The following is a 20,292-nucleotide window of genomic DNA, read 5'->3' on the forward strand; positions in this document are numbered from 1 at the left end:
CATCCGTGGGAAGCGGAAACTGGTCCACCGACGTCTACTCCGCCGCCGCGAGCTACCGCGCGGCGAGGGGTTCGAGCGCCTTCGCCTACAGCGACAGCGGCGCCCGCTCCGCTCACCCCGACCTCGACCCGCACGGAGTGGCGCTCCGCGAGAGCCGTGACTCCGCCGAACACCCCAACTCCCTGGCCGTGGCCGTCCTGTTCGACGTGACCGGCTCGATGGGCGGGGTGCCCCGCACCCTCCAGACCAAGCTGCCCGACCTGCTCGGACTGCTGCTGCGCAAGGGGTACGCCACCGACCCGCAGATCCTCTTCGGCGCGATCGGCGACGCCACCTGCGACCGGGCCCCGCTGCAGGTCGGCCAGTTCGAGTCCGACAACCGGATGGACGAGCACCTGGGCAAGATCCTGCTTGAGGGCGGGGGCGGCGGCCAGATGACCGAGTCGTACGAGCTGGCGATGTACTTCATGGCCAGGCACACCTCGATCGACTGTTTCGAGAAGCGGGGCCGCCGGGGCTACCTGTTCATCATCGGCGACGAGCTGCCCTACCCGCAGGTCAGGCGGCGCGAGGTCGAGAAGGTCATCGGCGAGCGGCCCCGCGAGGACATCTCGACCAGGGACATGGTCGCCGAGCTGACCAGGATCTACGACGTCTACTACATCCTCCCCGCCGGGGCGAGCCACGCCGGGGACGGCCGGGTGCTGACCGCCTGGCGCGAGCTGCTCGGCCAGAACGTGCTGGAGCTGGACGACCTGGACGCGGTCTGCGAGACCATCGCGCTCACCGTCGGCCTCGGCGAGGACGCCATCGACCTGCGAGAAGGGCTCGACGACCTCGCCGAGCTCGGCTCGGACGCCGGAACCGCCGTGGGCAAGGCCCTCGCCAAGCTCGACCGGGGCACCCTCGTGGTGGCCGACGGGCTCGACCTGGGCGGCGACAGCGGCGTGATGCGGCTCTGAAGACCTCCCCGCCGTGCGGCGGCCACCGCGAAAGCGGCGGGGAGTGCCACCACGAAGGGAGAAGGCCCCTCCCCGGCGGGGACGACGCCCCGCCGGGGAGGGACCTCCGGTGGAGAGCCTGGCGGGCGACACCCCGCCCGCTGAACGGACCGGCAACGCCCCGGAGGGGCCGACAACGCCCCGGAAGGACTGGCCGACGCCCTGGAGGGGCCGGCGGGGAACGGCTCGCCGGGGAGACGGGAAAGGGGAGGAGACGAGGGTGAACGGGTGGACGCATGCGTGAGCACATGATCGTGACCGACCTCGGGTACGGCGACGCGGGGAAGGGCACCGTCGTCGACTGGCTCTGCGCCCGTGAGCCCGTCCAGGCGGTCGTCAGGTTCAACGGGGGCGGGCAGGCGGGTCACAACGTCGTCCTGCCCGACGGGAGGCAGCACACGTTCGCGCAGTTCGGGTCGGGCACGTTCAGGGGCGTGCCGACTCATCTGTCCAGGTTCATGGTGGTGGATCCGCTGTCGCTGGCCAAGGAGGCCGACCACCTGGCCGAGCTGGGGGTCCCCGACCCGTTCTGCCTGCTCACCGTGGACCGGGACGCCCTGCTCGCCACGCCGTACCACGTGGCGGCGGGGCGGGCCAGGGAGCTGGCGCGCGGGGTGGACCGGCACGGGTCGTGCGGGATGGGTGTCGGCGAGACCATGGCCTACGCCCTGGAGCACCCCGATCTCGCGCCGGTCGCGGGCGACTGCGAGGAGCCGGTCCGGCTCGCCCGCAAGCTGCGCGCGCTCCGCGAGGCCCTGGGGGTGACCGGGCCGCCCGTGGAGGACTGCGTCGACGCCTACCGGGCGTTCGCCGAGCGGGTGATCCTGGTCGGCTCCTCGTTCGTGACCGCGCTGCTGCGCAGGCGGCCCGTGGTCTTCGAGGGGGCGCAGGGCGTGCTGCTCGACGAGTGGCACGGCTTCCACCCGTACACCACCTGGAGCACGACGACCTTCGCCAACGCGCTGGAGCTGCTCGACGGGACGCCCGCCACGCGGCTGGGCGTGCTGCGGATCTACACCCCGCGCCACGGCCCGGGACCGCTGGTCACCGAGGACGCGGCGCTCGCGCTGCCCGAGGCCCACAACGGGACCGGCCCCTGGCAGGGGCCCTTCCGCACCGGCCACTTCGACGCGGTGGCCCACCGCTACGCGCTGGCGGTCTCCGGCGGGGCCGACGTCCTCGCGCTCACCCACCTGGACGCGCCGGTGTCGCGGATGTGCGTGTCGTACGACATCGGCGAGCTTCCGGTGGGCAGGGCGGGCGACCTGGACGGGCAGGCCGGGCTGACGGAGCGGCTGCGGGAGGCCGGGCCGCGCTACGCCGACGGGATCGACGACTGGCCCGCGGCGGTGGCGGAGGCCCTCGGAGTGCCGGTGTGGCTGGGTTCGTCGGGTCCCACCGCCGCGGACAAGGTCCTTCTCAGTGGTGTGATCACGCCAGAGAGGGTATGACCAAAGCCGGACTCTCTCTTTGCCTGGCGAACAGCCTTACCCGGAGGAACTCATGGGTGTCGGGGTCAGCATCTTCTTTCTCACGCTCGGCGCCATCCTCCGCTTCGCCATCGATCCCGACGTTCTCGGCGAGGCCGTGCACATCGACGTGATCGGCCTGATCTTCATGATCGTCGGTGCCGTCGGGATCGTGCTGAGCATCGTGATGGCTCCCAAGCGCGGGCACACGTCCGAGGAGCGCCTGATGCACCGCGAGAACAACCCGCCGGAGGTCTGAGGTCTAGAGCCGTGTCGCGGTCCGGACGAGGTCGGCGACGGCTCTGGACCGGCTGTGCGGTGGCCAGGCGATCACGGTGGTGACCGTCGGCGCGTCCAGCACGGGCACGGCGGCGAGGTCGTCGTGCAGCTGGGACCGGCACGACTCCGGTGAGATCGCGCACGCGCGGCCGAGCGCGACCAGCTGCAGCAACTGCGTGTGGTCGCGGACCCGCGGGCCGGGCCCGGGCGGGCAGGTGCCGTCGGGGGCGGGCCAGCGCGGCAGTGGAAGGTCTGGCAACGCGGTGATGTCGGCCATGTGCACGTGGGCCCGGAGGGTGAGTGGATGCCCGGCCGGCAGGATCACGACCTGGCTCTCCGTACTGAGCTCCTCGGTGTCGAACCCGGCCGTCGAGTCGAAAGGCCGGTGCAGCAGCGCCACGTCGGCCCGGCCCTCGCGCAGCAGCCGTTCCTGCTCGCCCGGCCCGCACAGGGTGACCTCGACGGGGACCGCGCCGGGGTCGGCCGCGTAGGCGCCGAGCAGTTTCGCCAGCAGCTCGCTGGACGCACCGGCCTTGACGGCGAGGACCAGGCCGGGACGGCCGGTCGCGGCGAGGGCGGCGCGGCGGGTCCGGCGCTCGGCGGCGTCGACCGCGGCGAGGGCCGCCCGGCTCTCGGCCAGCAGCACCGAGCCGGCCTCGGTCAGCGTGACGGTGCGGCTGGTCCGGTCCAGCAGCGCCGCCCCGAGCCGGCGTTCGAGCTGCTGGATCGCCCGCGACAGAGGCGGCTGCGCCATCCCGAGCCTCCGCGCGGCGCGCCCGAAGTGCAGCTCTTCGGCGACGGCGACGAAGTAACGCAGTTCCCGGGTCTCCACGCGGCCATGCTACCCGGGATCGATACCTGGAGGGTATCGCTGACCACCTGATCGGTGTTGGACCCCCCGCCAAGGTCCGGGGCAGCATCGTTCCCATGAGTCAACGGACAATCGCGCTGGTCACGGGCGCGAACAAGGGAATCGGGTACGAGATCGCGGTGGGCCTGGGCGCCCTCGGCTGGAGCGTCGGCGTCGGCGCCCGCGACGATCGGCGCCGTACGAGCGCGGTGGAGAAGCTGCGCGCGGCCGACGTCGACGCGTTCGGCGTACCGCTGGACGTGACCGACGACGCGAGCGCGACCGCCGCCGCACGGCTGATCGAGGAGCGGGCCGGGCGCCTCGACGTGCTCGTCAACAACGCGGCCATCACCGGTGGCATGCCGCAGGAGCCCAGCCGGGTCGATCCGGCCACCATCCGAACGGCCGTGGAGACCAACGTGATCGGCGTCATCCGCGTCACCAACGCGATGTTGCCGCTGCTGCGCCGCTCCACCTCGCCGCGGATCGTGAACATGTCCAGCAGCGTCGGCTCCCTCACCCGGCAGTCGGGGCTCGCCGGTGAACGGACGACGGGTCCGGTGGCCGTGGCGTACGCGCCGTCGAAGACGTTCCTGAACGCCGTCACCGTCCAGTACGCCCGGGAGCTGAGCGGCACGAACATCCTGATCAACCTCGGCTGCCCCGGCTTCGTCGCGACCGACCTCAACGGCTTCCGCGGCGTGCGCACTCCCGCACAGGGCGCGGCGATCGCCGTCAAACTCGCGACCCTCCCCGACGACGGCCCGACCGGCGGGTTCTTCGAGGACGCGGGCGAGGTGCCGTGGTGACGCGCCCTGGTGACGCGCACCGTGGTCGTCGCCCGCGCGCCTCGAACCGGGCGTTCCCACCCGCGCCCGCGTCCCCGTCGTGGCCACGATCCGGTGCGGCGCGGCCCGGAGCCCGGCCCGTGGGGAGGCGGCGCCACCGGCGACGGTCATCCCTCAGGGACCGGTAGACGGTCGCGTGGGAGATGCGAATGCTCGCGTCGGGTGTCGCCCGGCACCGGTGGCCCGAAGACCGTGCCGCCCTAGACCTCGAACTGCACCGCCGCCCGCGAGGCCACGATCGGCTTGATGTACTCGGCGATCGCGGCCTGGTGCAGCGGGTGGTCGCGGTAGACGATGAAGTCGTCGGCGCTGTCGAAGTCCGCGACGATGGCGAACTGGTGGTTGCCCGGGCTCACGCCCGCGTCGGGGCCGAGGGTGTAGGAGCGGATCTCCGTGATCGCCTCGGGCAGCTTGCCGAATTCCGTGGCGACCCTGGCCCGCTGCTCCTCGGTGGCCTCTTCCGACCAGGTGAACAGCACGACATGCCGGAACATGATCTTCCCTTCGTTCGGGTGCCCCAGGTGTCCTGAGCGCCCGGCCAGCGTACGGCCAGGCGTGCCGGGACCCGGCGGCACCCCGGCCCCGCCGCGTCACGGCGGCTTCCGGCGGCTTCCCGGGCGCTTTCGGAGGGCTTCCCGAGCGCTTCCCAGTGGCTCTCCGACGCTACGGAACGGTGCCGGTCCGCCCGTCTCGTACGGGAACCCGCTCTCGCGACGGACGCGGTGCGGACCCTCGGCCCCTGGCGGACTTGATCCTTATCCGGCTAGAGCGTCTCGGCACGGCTTCGAGCACGATCTTGTGAGCCGCCTCGGGGATGAACCGGAGGTCGTGGGTGATCAGGATGGTGGTGCGCCCGGCCATCAGCCGCTTGAGCGGTTCCATGATCCGTGCCGCGGTGGGCGCGTCGAGGCCCGTCATCGGCTCGTCGAGGACGAGCACGGGCGCGTCGCGCAGGATGGCCCTGGCGATGGCGATCCGCTGGCGCTGCCCGCCCGACATCAGCCGGCCCCGCTGCCCGATCGGCGTGTCGTACCCGAGGGGAAGCGTGGTGACGAAGTCGTGGACGTCCGCCATCACGGCGGCCCTGACGACGGCGTCCGGGTCCGCGCCGGGGCATCCGTAGGCGATGTTCTCGCGCACGGTCCCGGAGAAGAGCAGGTTCTCCTGCTGCAGGATGGTGATGTTGTCGCGCAGTGACTCGCGCGACAGCTCACGGATGTCCGTCCCGTCGAGCAGGACGTGCCCGGCCGTGGGGTCGTAGAAGCGCAGCAGGAGTTTCGCGATCGTGGACTTGCCCACGCCGCTGGGCCCGGTGCACACGACCAGCTCGCCCGGCTCGACGGCGAAGGACAGGTCCCGCAGCGTGGGCCTCCTCCTGTTCGGGTAGGTGAAGCCGACCCCCCGGAACTCGATGTGACCTCGTCCGCGCCCCATGTGGACGGCGTCGTCGCGGTCGGTCACGGCCGGCCGGGTCGTCAGGATCTCGATGACGCGGTCGGAGCCCGCCGCAGCCTCGGAGACGGTGAGGGCGATCTGTCCCAGGCTCTGCACCGCCGGGTAGAGGTAGGCGAGATAGGCGGCGAAGGCGAGCAGGCCGCCGATGGTGAGGCGTCCCGAGGAGATCTCCCAGGCGCCGAACCCGAGGATCGTGATCAGGCAGATGGTCTCGATGACCTGCACGACGGGTCCGTACAGGGAGGAGAGCCACGCCTGCGCCACGTTCGCCCGCATCCAGGTGTCTCCCTCGGAGTGCAGCCGCTCGGCCTCGGCGCCCTGGCGGTTGTAGGACTGGACGAGCGACTGGTTGGACAGGCCCTCCTCGATGACGCTGTTCATGATCCCGTTGCTGAGCCGCTCGCGCGCCGACACGACCCTGAACCTGCTCGCGAAGACCTTGGCGACCAGCAGGAAGGCCGGGACCAGCAGGAACGTCAGCAGCGCCAGATCCCACCTGATGTAGAAGGCGGCACCGGCGAAGAAGACGACGCTGACGAGCGTGGTGAAGAGTTTGACCAGGCCGGAGCCGATGAGTTCCTCGATGGCCTCGATGTCGTCGGTGAGCCTGGCCATCAGGTCACCCAGGCGGCGGTTGTCGAAGAAGTCGGGCGTGAGCGTCTGGATGTGCTCGAACACCCTGTCGCGCAACCGCAGCAGGAAACGCTCGCCACCGAGGGCGGTGAGGTAGGAGCCCACGAAGGAGACCAGCCCCGCGGTCGCCGCGAGGCCCAGCCAGGCGGCGGCGGGGAGCCAGAAGGCCCCCAGGTTCTGCTTGCTGAGGACCTCGTCCGTGATGTGGCCGAACAGGCCGATCGCGGCGACCTCGCAGACGGCCGCGACGATGGCGAGCGTGCCACCGGCCACGAGCAGATGGCGGAGGCCGCGGGTGTACGGCCAGAACTCCCTGAAGGTCCTGCGGATGGAGACAGTCGGCGCCAGCGGGGGACGGCGCACCGCGGCCCTCGTCCCGTGGGGCGAGAGCGATTCTGAGAATGAGAGCCGACGGTTGACCCGCCGACTCTCATTTGTTTCCGCTAGCACCGGATCTGACCTACCACCACCCGCCGCAGCCGCATCCACATCCGCAGCGGCGACGGCGTCGGCAGCATCCCCAGCCGCCTCCCCACTCCAAGAATCGGCCGGTCGGGAAGAGCTGCTTGAAAGTCATGGCTTCCCCCTTCGTGCTGAGCTTGTCGCGCTTACCAACCACGACACTAGCACCCATACCCTGACAAATCACCAAATTCAGCACGCATTAAAAATGTTTTAACAAGCCATTCGCGGAATCCATAAAACGTATCGAGGGTAAAGCCTTTCACAACTTCCGAGCGTCGCCCCACAGCCTAGCCCGAGCTGGGGATACGCACCCTAAAGCTTGATCCACAGGAGGCAAAAAGGGGTTTCTCGTTACCGCCCTTCCGGCGGCAGGTACGGCGTCCCGGCGGTCGGCCGGGATCACTTGAAGTCCTCGGCCGCATTCCCTTCGCGGCAATTGATGCGCGAAACCAGGAAATGTCGGGCAGGTACTCCGGGGTATATCGGAAGGCCCTCTATCCCCACCTTCCCGGCGGGTACAGGGGGCGGCGGGTACGAGAGGAAGGGACGCACCCGGGCCTCCCGCGGACTTCAGACGGAAAAGCCCCCGCGAACCGCTCCCGGACTCAAGCCGCGCAGGCGGGCGCCACCCGTACCCAAGACCGCCCAGGGAAGCACCACCCGTACCCAAGCCGTCCACGGGAGCCACCCCGTACCCAAAGGCCGCCCACGGGAGCGCCACCCGTACCCAAGCCTCAGGGGGGCACCCCGGCCCCCAAGCCGCACACGAGACCGGCAGGCGCCGCCTCCGGGCCGTTCGCCCGTCTCCTCGCCCGCGGGGCCACGACGGCCCGCGAACCGTCCACGGGTCCGCCCCCTCCTTGAGGGGGCGGACCCGTGGGTGTCGCGGGGTCAGCCCCAGGCGAGCATGCGGAGCGGGTCCTCAAGCATGGCGCCGACGTCGCGGAGGAAGAGCGAGCCCAGCTCCCCGTCCACCACCCGGTGGTCGAACGAGAGGGCGAGCGTGCAGACCCTGCGCGGCACGACCTGCCCGTCCACCACCCACGGCATCTCCCTGACCTGGCCGAAGGCCAGGATCGCGGACTCGCCCGGGTTGAGGAGCGGGGTACCCGCGTCCACCCCGAAGACGCCCACGTTGGTGATCGTGATCGTGCCCCCGGCCATGTCGGCGGGCTGGGTGCGGCCCGCCCTCGCGGTCTCGGCGAGGGCTCCGAGGGCGGCGGCCAGGCCGGGCAGCGACAGGCGGTGGGCGTCCTTGACGTTGGGGACGAGCAGGCCGCGGGGGGTGGCCGCGGCGATGCCCAGGTTGACGCGGTGCTTGACCACGATCTCCTGGCGGGTCTCGTCCCAGACAGAGTTGATCATCGGGTAGCGGCGGGCGGCGACGAGCACCGCCTTGGCGACCATGAGCAGCGGGGAGACCTTGACCTCGGCGAAGTCGGGCAGCCCGCGCAGGCGCTGGACCGCGTCCATGGTCGCCGTCACGTCCACCTGGAGGAACTCCGTCACGTGCGGCGCGGTGAACGCGGACGCCACCATGGCCTGCGCGGTCGCCTTCCGGACCCCCTTGACCGGGATCCGCTCCTCCTCCTCGCCCTCCCAGGTCACGGCCGCTCCCCGCGGCCGGGCGGGCGCGGCCTGGACGTCGTTCCCCGGGGCGGGGGCGGCGAGCGCGGCCTGGACGTCGTCCCTGGTGATCGACCCGTGCGGGCCGGTCCCCAGGAGGGAGGCCAGGTCGACCCCCAGGTCCTTGGCGAGCTTCCGCACCGGGGGCTTCGCCAGAACCGCGCCCCGCCCCGGCGACGAGGCCGTGGACGGGGTGGGCAAGACGGTGACCGCACCGGGCCCGTTCACCCCGGGCGGCACCGCCTCGGGGACCCGGGCCGCGGGCGCGCCGGGCGTCCCCGCGCCGGGCCGTGTGGCCTCGGGGGACGTACCGGACACACCTTCGGGAGAGGACGGTTTGCGGGGGCGACGCTTGGCGGCGCCCGGCTTGACGCCGTAGCCCACCAGCACCGGCTGCCGGACCTCGGCCGGAGGGGTCGGCACCATGTCGTCGGCCAGTGCCTCCGCCCGATCAGCCGTCCGGCCCGCCGCCGGGTCCGCGGCGGGAGCGGGGGCCGGAGGGCCGCCGGTGCCGTCGTCCACCGAGATGATCGGCCTGCCGACGTCCACGACCTCGCCCTCGTCCGCCATCAGGGCGGCGACCACGCCCTCGAACGGGCAGGGAAGCTCGACGACGGCCTTGGCGGTCTCGATCTCCACGATGATCTGGTTGACCTTGACCGGGTCTCCCGCCTTCACGTGCCAGCGGACGATCTCCGCCTCGGTCAGGCCCTCCCCCACGTCGGGAAGCTTGAACTCCTTCATCTCCAGCCCTTCCTCAGAACGCGAACGCGCGGTCGACGGCGTACAGGACCCGGTCCAGGTCGGGCAGGTAGTGGTCCTCCAGCCGCGAGGGAGGGTAGGGGGTGGAGGGTCCTCCGGCCCTCAGGACCGGGGCCTCCAGGTGGTAGAAGCACTCCTCGGTGACGCGGGCGGCGATCTCGCCGCCGAAGCCGCTGAAGACCGGCGCCTCGTGCACCACGACGCATCGCCCGGTCCGGCGCACCGACTCCACGATCCTCCCGGTGTCGAGCGGGTTGAGCGAGCGCAGGTCCACGACCTCCAGGGAGCGGCCGTCGTCCTCGGCCGCCTTCGCGGCCTCCAGGCAGGTCTTCACCATCGGCCCGTACGCGAGCAGGGTGAGGTCCGTCCCCGGCCGCACCACCCTCGCCTCGTCGAAGGGGGTCCAGCCGGAGGAGTCGACGTCCACCTCGGCCTTCTCCCAGTAGCGCCGCTTGGGCTCGAAGAAGATCACCGGATCGTCGCAGCGGATCGCCTGCTGGATCATGGTGTAGGCGTCGGCCGGGTTGGAGCAGGCCACGACGCGCAGGCCCGCCGTGTGGGTGAAGTAGGCCTCGGGCGACTCGCTGTGGTGCTCCACCGCGCCGATGCCGCCACCGCACGGGATCCGTACGACGACCGGCAGTTTCAGCTTGCCCAGCGAGCGCAGCGGCATCTTGGCGAGCTGCGTGATGATCTGGTCGGCCGCGGGGAAGACGAACCCGTCGAACTGGATCTCGCAGACCGGCCGGTAGCCGCGCAGCGCCAGGCCGATGGCCGTCCCGACGATGCCCGACTCGGCGAGCGGGGTGTCGATGACCCGCTGCTCGCCGAAGTCCTTCTGCAGGCCGTCCGTCACCCGGAACACCCCGCCGAGCTTGCCGACGTCCTCACCCATGACGAGGACCTTGGGGTCGTCCTCCATGGCCTTGCGCATGCCCTCGTTGAGCGCCTTGGCCATCGTGAGAATGCTCATGCCTCGAACCCCTCCAGGTAGGTGGCGAACTCGGCACGCTCGGCGTCGATCAGGGAGTGCCGCTCGGCGTAGACGTTGTCGAAGATGGCCAGCGGCTCGGGGTCGGGCAGTTCGAGGCAGCGTTTGCGGACGTCCCTTCCCAGCTCGTCGGCCTCGGCGTCGACCGCGTCGAAGAACTCCTGGTCGGCGATCTGGTTCTTGAACATGTAGGCTCTGACCCGCTCGATCGGGTCCTTGAGCTTCCACGCCTCCAGCTCGGCGGCCACCCGGTAGCGGGTCGGGTCGTCGGAGGTGGTGTGGGCGCCCATCCGGTAGGTGAACGCCTCGATCAGCATGGGCCCCTGCCCGGACCTGGCGTCGGCCAGCGCCTTGCGGGTGACGGCCAGGCAGGCGAAGACGTCGTTGCCGTCGACCCGGACGCCGGGGAACCCGAACCCGCTCGCCCTGCGGTACAGCGGGATGCGCGACTGCTTCTCCAGCGGCTCGGAGATGGCCCACTGGTTGTTCTGGCAGAAGAACACCACCGGCGCGTTGAACACCGACGCCCAGATGAACGACTCGTTCACGTCGCCCTGGGAGGTGGCGCCGTCGCCGAAGTAGACGATGCTGGCGGCCTCGGCGCCGTCGCGCTGGATGCCCATGGCGTAGCCGACCGCGTGCAGGGTCTGGCTGCCGATCACGATGGTGTAGAGGTGGAAGTTGTGCTCGGCGGGGTCCCAGCCTCCGTGGTTGACGCCGCGGAACAGGCCCAGGAGGTTCACCGGGTCGACCCCCCGGCACCAGGCCACACCGTGCTCGCGGTAGGTCGGGAACGCCATGTCGGCCTCGGTCAGCGCCCGGCCGGAGCCGATCTGCGCGGCCTCCTGGCCGAGCAGCGAGGCCCACAGACCCAGCTCGCCCTGGCGTTGCAGGGCCACGGCCTCCAGGTCGACGCGGCGGACCATGACCAGGTCCCGGTAGAGCCCGCGGATCTCCTCGGGCGTCAGGTCTATGTCGTAGTCGGGGTGCTCGACCCGTTCTCCCTCGGGGGTCAGCAGCTGGATGAGCTCCGGAGGTGCTTCCGCACCACGAGAGGCGTCGGCTGTCACGTGCCACTCCTGTGTGCTCGGGGCCGTCTGGATGGGTTCTCCACCGTGGTCCGGCCGATTCGCGACGCGTTCGACCCGTCTGGTGGTGGTTCGCCCGCGCTTGTGGCCATGGTGGCAGAGGTCACATACATGTGCGCAAGACCTGCCTCGGCGTCCATATGCTCCCCGTTCCCCGCGCGTTCCCTTTCACCCGCCCGTTTCGTTCGGCGGGGTGCCACCCCGGACTGCTCTCGCGCGTGCGGCGCGGATCCGGCTCCTGATCATCTTCGCGTGTACAGGGCGGGGTCCGGCCTCCCGTCCCCCTCGCCCGTACGGACCGGGGCCTCTCGCACGCGGGGTGTGAGCCGGATCCGGCCCCCGCGCCGGAGCGCGGCCGGAGCCCGTTACTCTTGAGGCGCCGGACCGTCCCCGTCTCAACCAGGAGGAACACCGTGGCGCGCGTCATCGTCGACGTCATGCTGAAGCCCGAGATTCTCGACGCGCAGGGGCAGGCGATCGCCCGCGCACTGCCGCGGCTCGGCTTCTCCGGTGTCTCAGCGGTACGGCAGGGCAAGCGGTTCGAGGTGGAGCTCGAAGGGCCCGCCGACGAGGCGGCACTTGCGGACGTCCGAAAAATGGCCGAGACCCTGCTCGCCAACACGGTGATCGAGGACTACACCGTCACCGTCGAGTCCTAGGCCGTCACCCCCTGCCGACCAACCGCCCAGATCCGGCTATGTCCGGCTTTATGGGCGGAGCAATCCCACGGCTTGACCACCAGTCAATAACATTACGGTTATTTTGCGGTTAGCCCGGATTCTGCAGGGAAGCCTTCACGAGGTGACATCTGACCCCGGGAGGAAACCGGTGGACATGGAGTTCTCGCTGGCTCTGCCGCGACAGGCCGTCGGTATTCCGATGGTCCGCAGGGCGCTCGGTGACTCCCTGCACTCGCTCGGAGTCACGGAAGAGTGCGTTGCCGACATCCTGCTGGCGGTGACCGAGGCGTGCGCCAACGCCGTGCGCCACGGTGGTCCGGCCAACCGCTACGAGGTCGAGACCGCCATCGGCCACGGCCGCTGCGACGTCCGCATCATCGACCGGGGCCAGGGCCTCGTCCGGGTGCCTGAGCACTACCCGCCGACCGACGCCGAGAACGGCAGGGGCCTGCTCATCATGCAGGCCGTGGTGGACGAGATCTCCTTCGACATCACCCCCGGCCGGGGCACCGTCGTGCACCTGCGCAAGCACCTCGACTGGGACGACGACGCCCTCTACTCCCGCGGCCGGGTGCTGGCCGCCGTATAAGGCCGTACGAACCCGGCTGGGTAAAGCCGTACGCCCCGGCCGTCGCCCGCTGAGCTGTGCGATCGGACACTCCGCGCCTGACCGCTCGCCGGGAGCGGATAGCCTGGGAGCACCGCCGCAGACCGACGTCCGAGTGTGTGAGATGTCGGCGCGGCGCTCGTGTGTGGAGGGGAACGCTGTCATGAGTGCTGCCCGTGTGGGCGTGGTCACTTTTCCCGGAACTCTTGACGATCAGGACGCGGCTCGCGCCGTGCGCCACGCGGGCGGCGAAGCCGTCCCGCTCTGGCACGCGGACCCCGATCTCAAGGGGGTGGACGCGGTCTTCCTGCCGGGCGGGTTCTCCTACGGAGACTACCTGCGCTGCGGGGCCATCTCCCGGTTCGCGCCGCTGATGGAGGAGCTGATCCCCGCCGCCGGAGCCGGGCTGCCGGTGCTCGGCACCTGCAACGGCTTCCAGATCCTCTGCGAGGCCCACCTGCTGCCCGGGGCGCTGATGCGCAACGCCGGGCTGCACTACATCTGCCGCGACCAGGGCATCCGGGTCGAGAACACCGCCACCCCCTGGACCTCCGACTTCACCGAGGGCCAGGAGATCGTGCTGCCGGTCAAGCACGGCGAGGGCCGCTACGTCGCCGACGAGGCGACCCTGAGCGCGCTGGAGGCGGGCGGCCAGGTCGTCTTCCGGTACGCGGGCGGCAACCCCAACGGCTCCCTGAACGACATCGCGGGCATCCGCAACGAGGCCGGCAACGTCGTCGGCCTCATGCCGCACCCCGAGCACGCCGTCGAGGACCTCACCGGCGCCCCGAGCACGGACGGTCGCGCCTTCTTCTCCTCGATCCTGAAGAAGCTGGTGAACGCATGAGTCTCGACACCGTCAAGCGGGCCGAGGACACCCCCGACGAGCGCCAGCCGTACGCCGAGCTGGGCATGAAGCTCGACGAGTACGAGCGGGTCCGCCAGATCCTCGGCCGTCGGCCCACCGGCTCCGAGCTGGCCATCTACAGCGTCATGTGGAGCGAGCACTGCTCCTACAAGTCGTCCAAGGTGCACCTGCGCCAGTTCGGCACCAAGGCCCCCACGTCGGAGGCGCTGCTCGTCGGCATGGGGGAGAACGCCGGGGTCGTCGACATCGGCGACGGCTGGGCCGCCACTTTCAAGATCGAGTCGCACAACCACCCGTCCTACGTCGAGCCCCACCAGGGCGCGGCGACCGGGGTCGGCGGCATCGTCCGCGACATCATGTCGATGGGCGCCCGGCCGATCGCGGTGATGGACGCGCTCCGCTTCGGCGCGGCCGACGCCCACGACACCCGGCGGGTGCTGCCCGGCGTGGTCGAGGGCATCAGCCACTACGGCAACTGCCTGGGGCTCCCCAACATCGGCGGCGAGGTCGTCTTCGACCCCTGCTACATCGGCAACCCGCTGGTGAACGCCCTGTGCGTGGGCCTGCTGCGCAAGGACCAGATCAAGCTCGCGGTGGCCCCCGGACCGGGCAACAAGGTCGTCCTGTTCGGCGCCCTCACCGGCCCCGACGGCATCGGCGGCGCCTCCGTGCTCGCCTCGGCCACGTTCGAGGACGAGTCGCAGGCCAAGCGTCCCAGCGTCCAGGTCGGCGACCCCTTCATGGAGAAGCTGCTGATCGAGTGCTGCCTGGAGCTGTACCAGGCGGACGTGGTCGTCGGCATCCAGGACCTCGGCGCCGCCGGGGTCTCCTGCGCGACCACCGAGCTCGCGGCCAAGGGCACCGGCGGCATGGACGTCAGGCTCGACCTCGTCCCGCTGCGCGATCCGTCGCTGCGGCCCGAGGAGATCCTGATGAGCGAGTCGCAGGAGCGCATGATGGCGGTCGTCACCCCCGACGACATCGACGCCTTCATGGCGATCTGCGCGAAATGGGACATCCCCGCGACCGTGATCGGTGAGGTCACCGACTCCAACCGCCTCGTGATGACCTGGCACGGCGAGACCATCGTCGACATCCCGCCGGGCACCGCGGCCGACGAGGGCCCGGTCTACGAGCGGCCGTTCCACGAGCCGGCCGGCCAGGTCGCGCTGAACGGCGACGACCCCGCCCGCCTCGACCGTCCCGCCGACCTGCGCGCGGCGCTGCTTGAGCTCCTCGGCTCGCCCAACCTGGCGTCCAAGGAGTGGGTCACCTCCCAGTACGACCGGTACGTACGCGGCAACACCGTGCTGGCCCAGCCCGCCGACGCGGGCGTGCTGCGCGTCAGCGAGGCCATGCCCGGCGCCGAGGAGACGACCAGGGGCATCGCGCTCGCCACCGACGGCAACGGCCGCTACGCCCGCCTCGACCCGTACGCCGGGGCCCAGCTCGCCCTCGCCGAGGCGTACCGGAACGTGGCCGTGACCGGCGCGACACCGCTCGCGGTGACCAACTGCCTCAACTTCGGCTCCCCCGAGGACCCCGAGGTCATGTGGCAGTTCGCCGAGGCCGTGCGCGGCCTCGCCGACGCCTGCAAGACCCTCGGCGTCCCGGTGACCGGCGGCAACGTCTCGTTCTACAACCAGACGGGATCCGTCCCGATCAACCCGACGCCGGTCGTCGGCGTGCTGGGCGTCATCGACGACGTGGCCACGCGCGTACGGACCGGCTTCACCGGCGACGGCGACAGGATCGTCCTGCTCGGCGAGACCGAGGAGGAGTTCGGCGGCTCGGAGTGGGCGCACGTGGCCCACGGCCACCTCGGCGGACTGCCGCCCGTGGCGCGGCTGGAGTCGGAGCGCGACCTCGCCCTCGTGCTGGCCGAGGCCGCCTCGCGGGGGCTGCTCACCGGTTCCCACGACCTGTCGGACGGCGGGCTCGCCATCGCCCTCGCCGAGGCCTGCATCGCCCAGGGCGTCGGCTGCGAGGTCTCCCTGACGGGCGACGACGCGTTCGTCGACCTGTTCAGCGAGTCGTCGGCGCGCGCGCTGGTGACCGTCGCGCCGGAGTCGTTCGACGCCTTCGCGGAGCTGTGCGCGGCCCGCGAGGTGCCCTGCTACGGCCTGGGCACGACCGGCGGCGACTCCCTGAACGTGACGGGCGTCCTGGACATCCCGGTCACCGAGCTCAGGGAGACCCACACGGCCACCCTGCCGGGCATCTTCGGCTGACCGTCTCTCGTACGAGATCCCAGAGGTCTCAGGGGTCTCAAGAGGTCTTTGGGAGGTCGGGCCCCTCACCGTCACGTGACGGTGAGGGGCCCGACCGATCTATATGAATCACACGGTCGGCGCCAAAAGACGGCGTGGTGAGGACGGTGAATCCCCACCGCGCCGCCCGCCGCTTTCCCGCGAGACAAGTCGGACGGATCACGTGGGTCGCGTTCCCGCGAAACGGGTCGGGCGACTGTACGGATCACGAGGACGGCGCCTGAGACACGAGGATTCCTCTCCCGTGACCACCACCGGTGACATCACACGGTGGACCGCGTGGCCGTCCGCGTTCCACGGCACGTGAAAGGCCCCGACAGTCGTCCGAGGTCTCTCACGTGCCGTCGAGTTCCGCCGTGGATCAGGAGGCGCTCATGCAGAGCGCGTAGACGCTGCCGCTGGCGTTCTTGCCGGCCACGGTCCAGCCGTTGCCGCTGGGCGCGCTCGTGTAGATCTGACCCGAACCACTGCCGCTGCTGCTGAAGCCGCCGCCCGTGACGACCTTGCCCGAACCGCAGCTCACACTCTGGCTTCCGCCCTGACCACCGAAGCTGAACGACCCGGGAACGGTGGTGATGGTGGGGACAGCGCCCTTGCCGTCCTTGCCGTCCTTACCGTCCACGCCGTCCTTACCGGCGGGACCCGCAGGTCCGGCGGGACCCTGCTTGCCGTCGTCACCCTTGGGGCCCTGAAAACCCCGGTCGCCCTTGGGACCGGCGGGACCCTGCCTGCCGTCGTCACCCTTGGGGCCCTGGAAGCCCCGGTCGCCCTTGGGACCGGCGGGACCCTGCTTGCCGTCGTCACCCTTGGGACCGGCGGGCCCCTGAGCGCCCGGCTTGCCCTCTTCGCCCTGCGGACCCTGCGGGCCGGTGTTGCCCTTCTCCCCGTCGGCCCCCTTGGGACCCTGCGGACCGGCTTCGCCCTTCGCTCCCTGCGGGCCGGTGGCTCCCTTGAGGCCCTGCGGACCCTGCGGGCCCTGCGGCCCGGTGTCGCCCTTGAGACCCTGCGCGCCTCGCGGACCCTGCGGCCCGGCGCTGGCGATGCCCTGCTGGCCCTGGGTCGTCTGCCCCCACGTGACCCGGATCTCGGTCGGCCTGCACCTGGCCGTCGCGTTGACGATCCGGGTGTAGCGCGTCTGCTTGTGGACGCACGCGTGGATCTCCGCCCCCGCCGACGATGCGACGGCGCTGCCGCTCGCGGTGAACAACGTTCCGACAAGCACGCCAACGGTCACTGCGGCGAGCGTGCGTCCGCCCGGCAACGTGATAGCCACTGGGCTTCCTTTCTGCGACACCAGAGTCTGGTGTGATGGGAGGGATACACGTAGTACACGTTTCGACCGTTCCATCGGTTGGCACCCGAAACATCACACTTCGGTGTCGGGGACCGGCGACCAACTCGCCTGCCGGCACCGGCCCCGTACGGGATAATCGGACCGTTCGGGGGAACCCGCCCGCTGGGCGTGGACGAACAAGACAGGGAACCGACAGGTTCTCCAGACGCGGAGGCCACCGTGCCGACCATCAACCCGACAGACGCGGTCGCGGAAGACCGTGCCCGACGGGAACCGTACCTGCCACCGGCGACCCAGCCGATCCGCACCGTGGTGTGGGTGCTGCATCTGGCGATGCCGTTGCTCGGCCTCTGGCTCCTGCTGGCCGAACCCGACCTGAACATCGTGTTGCAGGACAACCCCAGCCATTTCTGGCTGATCATCACCGTGGCCGGGATCAACCTGGTCCTGGGCCTCATGGTCGGCGAGGCGTCGGCCCGCCGGGCGGACGCCCGGCTGCTGCTGGTCTCACTGGTCTTCCTGAGCGGCGCGGGATCGTTCCTGGTGCACGGGCTGACCACGCCGGGGATCATCCTGGACAGGACGAGCTACGGCTTCGACCTCTCGCACCCCGTCGGTCTCCTCGTGGCCTCGGTGTTCGCGTTCGCGTCGGCCCTGCCACTGGGTGAGCGGGCGGCCGAGGCCGTGCTGAGGAACCAGGTGTGGCTGCGCGGCGGTCTCGCCGCCCTGATCACCCTGTGGGGGGTGGTCTGCCTGGTGCCGGGCCTCACCTCGCTCAGCGGTTCACCCCCCAACGGGCCTCAGGGGGTCGGCCTGGGCGGCCTGGAGTGGATCGGGGTGGCACTGTTCGCGGCGGCCTCGGCGATGATGTTCCAGCTGCACCGCAGGCGTCCGGCGGTCGTGCTGATCAGCCTGGTCACCGCGTACGCGCTGCTCGCCGAGGCGCTGGTCGCCGGGTTGTCCCACCGCAACTGGCACCTGTCGTGGTGGCTGTGGCACGTGCTGCTGACCACGGCGTTCGTCTTCGTCGCCTACAGCGCCTACCTGCAGTTCCGGCGGGAGGGCACGAGCGCGGGACTGTTCGACTCGGTGGCGCTGTCGGCGACGGTCCGCAGGATCAGGGCCGACTACGAGGCCGCCCTGGAGGAGCTCGTCGGCCACCTGCGGCGCAGGGAGGAGAGCAGGGTCCCGATCGCGAACAGGCTGGCGGGCAAGTTCGGGCTCACCGACTCGCAGGTGGCGGTGCTCGACCGGGCGGGCGAGGCGCTGGCCAACGAGCGGGAGCTGAGCGACCGGCTCGCGGCGCTGGCCGACATCGGCAGGCAGGCCCGCGTGGGCCTGCCGGAGAAGGAGATGCTGGCCCAGGGCCTCGACCGCGTGCGGCAGGCGTACGGGGACGTCCGGATCAAGCTCGTCGACAACGGCCGGGTCACCGTGAGCTCCAGGGAGTACGGCCAGCGGGACTTCCCGGAGAACCGGCCGATCCGCCTGGAGGGGAAGCTCCTGCACCCGCTGATGGTGAAGGGCAGGCTCGCCGGGGCGCTGGAGGTGCCGATCGGCAGGACCCCGCAGGACGAGGCGCTCGCCGCCACGCTGGCCGGGCAGATGTCCATCTCCCTGGAGAACGCCCGCCTCTACAGCGAGCTGGAGACCCTCTTCCGGCAGTACATGTCGCCGGACGTGGCCCAGTCGCTGCTCGCCGACCCGCAGACCGCCGCGCTCGGCGGCGAGCTGGTGGAGCTGACCGCGCTCTTCGCCGACCTGAAGGGCTTCACGAGCTTCTCCGAGCGGGTGGCGCCCGGGGAGATCGTCGAGATGCTGAACCGCTACCACACCGCGGCCGTGCCCATCGTGCTCGGCAACGGCGGCACGATCGTGCAGTTCGTGGGCGACGCGCTGCTCGCGCTGTTCAACGCCCCCGCCCGGCAGGAGGACCACGCCCTCGCCGCGGTGCGGGCCGGGCTGGCGATGCAGGAGGCGGCCGAGGAGATCGCGGCGGGAATGCCCGGATATCCTCGCTTCAGGATTGGCATCAACACCGGTGAGGCGCTTGTCGGAAACATCGGCAGTCCCGAGTTGCGCGGGTTCAACGCGATGGGCGACTGCGTCAACGTGGCCGCCAGGCTCGAGGGGATCGCCGAGCCCGGCAGCGTCGTGATCGGCCAGACCACCCTCGACCTGATCGGCCCCCAGGCCGAGACCCGGTCCCTGGGCCCGCTCAACCTCAAGGGCAGGGAACAACCCGTCCATGCCTACGTGCTGTCCGGACTCTCGTAAAAGTACCTTTCGCCGCGGGAGCCGTACGAACACAATCGAGATCGCCAGGAGGTGGTTATGACTTCTTCCCCCGAACCGGGCGAATTCATCACATTGCTCACGGAAGACGAGGTGAAGGCCCTGTACGCCGCCGGGCGACCCCGGCGCTGGGACAGGGGCGCGACGATGTTCACCGAAGGTGACGTGAGCGACTGGGTGCTCATCCTCACCTCCGGCCGCGTCAAGGTGTCCTCGCACACCGCGGTCGGCAGCGAGGTGGTCCTCGCGGTGCGCGGGCCCGGGGCGCTGCTCGGCGAGTTCGCGGCGATCGACGGGCTGCCCAGGTCCGCCACGGTCACCGCCCTCGAACCCGTGGAGGGGATCACGGTCCGCGACTTCTCCTCGTACCTGCAGGCTCATGGGAGAGTCGCCGTACTGCTGATGCAGATGGTGACCGGCAAGATGCGCGACTCCGACCGCAAGCGCATCGAGTACGGCGCGTTCGACACCACGGGCCGCGTGGCCACCCGGCTGGTCGAGCTGGCCGAGCGGTACGGCGAGCCGGACAACGGCGGGGTGCGGGTGGCGCTGCCCCTCTCCCAGGACGAGCTGGCCGGCTGGACCGGGGCCTCCCGTGAGGCGGTCAGCAAGGCGTTGCGCTCCCTGCGCGATCGCGGGCTGATCGAGACGGGCCGGCGTCGCGTGATCATCCACGACATGGAGGGCCTGCGCAAACGGGCCCGCTGAGGGCGTGCCGCACAACCTGCCGTACGGACCGTTGGAGGGGCGTGCCCGCCCGCGAGGGCACGCCTTCGGCACGCGGGGAACCCCCGGACGGGGCGGCGGCGAA

17 protein-coding genes are annotated in these 20,292 nt (G+C 70.9%); 10 read left to right on the forward strand and 7 right to left on the reverse strand.

Going from position 1 to position 20,292, the window contains the following annotated elements:
* The first annotated feature begins 5 nt into the window (after window positions 1–5).
* From ACFFRH_RS35655 to ACFFRH_RS35665, 3 genes are all read left to right on the forward strand, one after another.
* Window positions 6–962, forward strand: coding sequence for a hypothetical protein (locus tag ACFFRH_RS35655; RefSeq protein WP_344747643.1), 957 nt, complete (start codon window positions 6–8; stop codon window positions 960–962).
* Between the two features lie 275 nt (window positions 963–1,237).
* Window positions 1,238–2,452, forward strand: a complete 1,215-nt coding sequence (locus ACFFRH_RS35660; protein ID WP_344747642.1) for an adenylosuccinate synthetase — start codon at window positions 1,238–1,240, stop codon at window positions 2,450–2,452.
* A gap of 52 nt (window positions 2,453–2,504) precedes the next feature.
* Window positions 2,505–2,729, forward strand: a complete 225-nt coding sequence (locus ACFFRH_RS35665; protein WP_344747641.1) for a DUF6458 family protein — start codon at window positions 2,505–2,507, stop codon at window positions 2,727–2,729.
* Window positions 2,730–2,732: 3 nt separating this feature from the next.
* Here the strand turns inward: ACFFRH_RS35665 and ACFFRH_RS35670 are convergent, their stop codons facing one another.
* On the reverse strand, window positions 2,733–3,581 hold the full coding sequence (locus ACFFRH_RS35670) for a LysR family transcriptional regulator (RefSeq protein WP_344747640.1): 849 nt from the start codon (window positions 3,579–3,581) through the stop codon (window positions 2,733–2,735).
* Between the two features lie 95 nt (window positions 3,582–3,676).
* On the opposite strand from ACFFRH_RS35670, the gene ACFFRH_RS35675 reads away from it, so the two are divergent.
* On the forward strand, window positions 3,677–4,408 hold the full coding sequence (locus ACFFRH_RS35675) for an SDR family NAD(P)-dependent oxidoreductase (protein ID WP_344747639.1): 732 nt from the start codon (window positions 3,677–3,679) through the stop codon (window positions 4,406–4,408).
* A gap of 239 nt (window positions 4,409–4,647) precedes the next feature.
* On the opposite strand, the gene ACFFRH_RS35680 is transcribed toward ACFFRH_RS35675, so the two are convergent.
* The 5 genes from ACFFRH_RS35680 to pdhA form a co-directional block, all read right to left on the reverse strand.
* The gene (locus tag ACFFRH_RS35680) at window positions 4,648–4,941 is read right to left on the reverse strand and encodes a Dabb family protein (protein WP_344747638.1); all 294 of its coding nucleotides are present in this window, start codon (window positions 4,939–4,941) and stop codon (window positions 4,648–4,650) included.
* A 169-nt stretch (window positions 4,942–5,110) separates the two neighbouring features.
* Window positions 5,111–6,898 (reverse strand): ABC transporter ATP-binding protein, encoded by a 1,788-nt coding sequence (locus tag ACFFRH_RS35685; protein ID WP_344747637.1) that lies wholly within the window; start codon window positions 6,896–6,898, stop codon window positions 5,111–5,113.
* Between the two features lie 993 nt (window positions 6,899–7,891).
* Window positions 7,892–9,370 (reverse strand): dihydrolipoamide acetyltransferase family protein, encoded by a 1,479-nt coding sequence (locus tag ACFFRH_RS35690; RefSeq protein WP_344747636.1) that lies wholly within the window; start codon window positions 9,368–9,370, stop codon window positions 7,892–7,894.
* A gap of 13 nt (window positions 9,371–9,383) precedes the next feature.
* A complete protein-coding gene (locus ACFFRH_RS35695) occupies window positions 9,384–10,361 on the reverse strand; it encodes an alpha-ketoacid dehydrogenase subunit beta (protein WP_344747634.1) in 978 nt (325 codons plus the stop codon).
* The gene (pdhA, locus tag ACFFRH_RS35700) at window positions 10,358–11,449 is read right to left on the reverse strand and encodes a pyruvate dehydrogenase (acetyl-transferring) E1 component subunit alpha (protein WP_344747633.1); all 1,092 of its coding nucleotides are present in this window, start codon (window positions 11,447–11,449) and stop codon (window positions 10,358–10,360) included. Before pdhA ends, ACFFRH_RS35695 begins: the two co-directional genes overlap by 4 nt.
* A 431-nt stretch (window positions 11,450–11,880) precedes the next feature.
* Here pdhA and purS point away from each other — a divergent pair, with 431 nt between their 5' ends.
* The 4 genes from purS to purL all read left to right on the forward strand — a co-directional run bounded on the left by purS (window position 11,881) and on the right by purL (window position 15,853).
* The gene (purS, locus tag ACFFRH_RS35705) at window positions 11,881–12,126 is read left to right on the forward strand and encodes a phosphoribosylformylglycinamidine synthase subunit PurS (protein ID WP_329087025.1); all 246 of its coding nucleotides are present in this window, start codon (window positions 11,881–11,883) and stop codon (window positions 12,124–12,126) included.
* A gap of 175 nt (window positions 12,127–12,301) precedes the next feature.
* Window positions 12,302–12,736: an ATP-binding protein gene (locus tag ACFFRH_RS35710; protein ID WP_386161921.1), complete on the forward strand. Its 435-nt coding sequence runs from the start codon at window positions 12,302–12,304 to the stop codon at window positions 12,734–12,736.
* A gap of 181 nt (window positions 12,737–12,917) precedes the next feature.
* A complete protein-coding gene (gene purQ, locus ACFFRH_RS35715) occupies window positions 12,918–13,601 on the forward strand; it encodes a phosphoribosylformylglycinamidine synthase subunit PurQ (RefSeq protein ID WP_344747657.1) in 684 nt (227 codons plus the stop codon).
* On the forward strand, window positions 13,598–15,853 hold the full coding sequence (purL, locus tag ACFFRH_RS35720) for a phosphoribosylformylglycinamidine synthase subunit PurL (protein WP_344747632.1): 2,256 nt from the start codon (window positions 13,598–13,600) through the stop codon (window positions 15,851–15,853). Before purQ ends, purL begins: the two co-directional genes overlap by 4 nt.
* A 400-nt stretch (window positions 15,854–16,253) precedes the next feature.
* Here purL and ACFFRH_RS35725 read toward each other — a convergent pair whose 3' ends face one another.
* Complete coding sequence (locus ACFFRH_RS35725) at window positions 16,254–17,165, reverse strand: collagen-like domain-containing protein (RefSeq protein ID WP_386161922.1); 912 nt, start codon at window positions 17,163–17,165, stop codon at window positions 16,254–16,256.
* 240 nt (window positions 17,166–17,405) lie between these two features.
* On the opposite strand from ACFFRH_RS35725, the gene ACFFRH_RS35730 reads away from it, so the two are divergent.
* Window positions 17,406–19,463 carry an adenylate/guanylate cyclase domain-containing protein gene (locus tag ACFFRH_RS35730; protein ID WP_386161923.1) on the forward strand — a complete coding sequence of 686 codons (2,058 nt, stop codon included), beginning with the start codon at window positions 17,406–17,408 and terminating at the stop codon, window positions 19,461–19,463.
* A gap of 57 nt (window positions 19,464–19,520) precedes the next feature.
* The gene (locus ACFFRH_RS35735; RefSeq protein ID WP_344747629.1) at window positions 19,521–20,189 is read left to right on the forward strand and encodes a Crp/Fnr family transcriptional regulator; all 669 of its coding nucleotides are present in this window, start codon (window positions 19,521–19,523) and stop codon (window positions 20,187–20,189) included.
* Window positions 20,190–20,292 lie beyond the last annotated feature (103 nt).

The organism is Streptosporangium vulgare (assembly GCF_042428775.1).
In the GTDB taxonomy this organism is placed as follows: domain Bacteria; phylum Actinomycetota; class Actinomycetes; order Streptosporangiales; family Streptosporangiaceae; genus Streptosporangium; species Streptosporangium vulgare.

Bases quoted from the DNA above. Each gene is read 5' to 3' on its own strand.
- ACFFRH_RS35660 (WP_344747642.1), top strand. From the start codon at position 1,238: ATGCGTGAGCACATGATCGTGACCGACCTCGGGTACGGCGACGCGGGG.
- ACFFRH_RS35665 (WP_344747641.1), top strand. From the start codon at position 2,505: ATGGGTGTCGGGGTCAGCATCTTCTTTCTCACGCTCGGCGCCATCCTC.
- ACFFRH_RS35675 (WP_344747639.1), top strand. From the start codon at position 3,677: ATGAGTCAACGGACAATCGCGCTGGTCACGGGCGCGAACAAGGGAATC.
- ACFFRH_RS35680 (WP_344747638.1), bottom strand. From the start codon at position 4,941: ATGTTCCGGCATGTCGTGCTGTTCACCTGGTCGGAAGAGGCCACCGAG.
- ACFFRH_RS35690 (WP_344747636.1), bottom strand. From the start codon at position 9,370: ATGAAGGAGTTCAAGCTTCCCGACGTGGGGGAGGGCCTGACCGAGGCG.
- ACFFRH_RS35695 (WP_344747634.1), bottom strand. From the start codon at position 10,361: ATGAGCATTCTCACGATGGCCAAGGCGCTCAACGAGGGCATGCGCAAG.
- ACFFRH_RS35710 (WP_386161921.1), top strand. From the start codon at position 12,302: ATGGAGTTCTCGCTGGCTCTGCCGCGACAGGCCGTCGGTATTCCGATG.
- purQ (WP_344747657.1), top strand. From the start codon at position 12,918: ATGAGTGCTGCCCGTGTGGGCGTGGTCACTTTTCCCGGAACTCTTGAC.
- purL (WP_344747632.1), top strand. From the start codon at position 13,598: ATGAGTCTCGACACCGTCAAGCGGGCCGAGGACACCCCCGACGAGCGC.
- ACFFRH_RS35735 (WP_344747629.1), top strand. From the start codon at position 19,521: ATGACTTCTTCCCCCGAACCGGGCGAATTCATCACATTGCTCACGGAA.